Source organism: Microbacterium sp., from assembly GCF_049661145.1.
In the GTDB taxonomy this organism is placed as follows: Bacteria; Actinomycetota; Actinomycetes; order Actinomycetales; family Microbacteriaceae; genus Microbacterium.
Genome location: NZ_JBASZT010000081.1, coordinates 1 through 1,730, shown reverse-complemented (window position 1 = coordinate 1,730; position 1,730 = coordinate 1). Strand labels below are relative to the sequence as shown.

The 1,730-nt window shown below is 69.4% G+C and carries 2 protein-coding genes; both read right to left on the bottom strand.

Annotated features, from left to right (window positions below; all coding sequences use genetic code 11):
- On the bottom strand, positions 1-298 hold a 298-nt coding region (locus WBP48_RS03730; RefSeq protein WP_424436293.1), incomplete at its 3' end, for a DUF4184 family protein.
- A 15-nt stretch (positions 299-313) separates the two neighbouring features.
- A complete protein-coding gene (gene tyrS / locus WBP48_RS03725; protein ID WP_424436290.1) occupies positions 314-1,639 on the bottom strand; it encodes a tyrosine--tRNA ligase in 1,326 nt (441 codons plus the stop codon).
- Positions 1,640-1,730: the final 91 nt, after the last annotated feature.

The window sequence follows — 1,730 nt, the reverse complement described above, 5'->3', positions numbered from 1 at the left end:
GGTCGCGCCAGAGCGTGGTGCCCGTGGCATCCCACTCGGGCGGGAGCCGACGTGCGAGCGATTCTGGGGACAGCTCCCGCACCGCCGGACGCAGCAGCAGATACCAGAGCGCGAGCAGCACCGCCGCGAGCGCAGTCGTCAGTCCGGGGTTGGTGTGGGTCGTTTGGTAGGTCAGCGGCGTGCCGCGCACGAACAGCGGCAGATCCGGCGTCATCGCGCCCACCGCGATCGCCGCCGGGACGAGGGGCGTGCGCACGAACGGCAGCGCCACGACGGCGTGGCTCGGAGTGAACGGCATGCGTCGGCTCGATCGTCAGACGACGAAGAGGCCGGCGAGCGTCTTCTTGCCGCGGCGCAGCACCGAGGCGCTGCCGGGCAGCGCTCCCGTCACCGTCGCCGCGTCGTCGGTCACCTTGACACCGTCGAGACTCACCCCGCCCTGCGCGATCGCGCGCCGCGCCTCGCCGAGACTTGCAACGAGGCCGGTGTCGACGAGCGCTTGAACGACCGGCATCCCGGCGGCGACTTCGGCGTGCGGCAGCTCCTCGAGGGCGCTGCGCAGCGTCGCGGGATCGAGCGTCGTGAGATCTCCAGAACCGAAGAGGGCCTCGGATGCCGCGATCACGGCGGTCGTCGCCTCGGACCCGTGCACGAACGTCGTGACCTCGACGGCGAGCCGCTTCTGGGCGGCGCGGCGGAACGGCTCGGCTTCGACGAGCCGCTCGTAGTCCTCGATCTCATCGCGGGTGAGGAACGTGAAGATCTTCAGTCGCTCGATCACGTCGGCGTCGTCCGTGTTGAGCCAGAACTGGTACATCCGGTAGGGGGTGCACATCTCGGCATCCAGCCAGACCGCGTTGCCCTCGCTCTTGCCGAACTTGGTGCCGTCGCTGTTGGTGATCAGCGGCGTGCCGATCGCGTGCACCGAGGCGCCCTCGACGCGGTGGATGAGGTCGGTGCCGCTCGTGAGGTTGCCCCACTGGTCGGAGCCGCCGGTCTGCAGCACGCAGTCGTAGGAGCGGTAGAGCTCGAGGTAGTCCAGGCCCTGCAGGATCTGGTAGCTGAACTCGGTGTAGCTGATGCCGGCCTCGGAGTTCAGGCGCGCGCTGACGGCATCCTTCTTGAGCATCGTGCCGACGCGGTAGTGCTTGCCGATGTCACGCAAGAAGTCGATCGCGCTCAGCGGCGCGGTCCAGTCGAGGTTGTTGACGATGCGGGCCGCGTTCTCGCCCTCGAAGCTCAGGAACCGCTCGACCTGCGCGCGAAGATAGCCAACCCATTCGGCGACCGTGTCCTTCGTGTTGAGGGTGCGCTCGGCGGTGGGGCGCGGATCGCCGATGAGACCCGTGGATCCGCCGACGAGGCCCAGGGGCCTGTGCCCGGCCAACTGCAGTCGGCGCATCAGCAGCAGCTGCACGAGGTTGCCCAGGTGCAGGCTCGGAGCCGTCGGATCGAAGCCGCAGTAATACGTGATCGGCTCTCCCGAGAGCGCGGCGCGCAGCGCCGGCTGATCAGTGGACACGTGCACCAGGCCACGCCACACGATCTCGTCCCAGACGTTCTCGAACTCCGGGTCGTTGGCGGGCGCCAGCGCACGCAGGGGGGCGGCTGAGACACTTGCAGCGACGGTTTCAGACACGCACTCCAGGCTATCAGCGCGTCATCGCCGCCCCGCCGCGCCGCTCTGCGGCTGCGCCGCCCGTGCAGTCCCCGCCGCGCCGCTCTCCGCC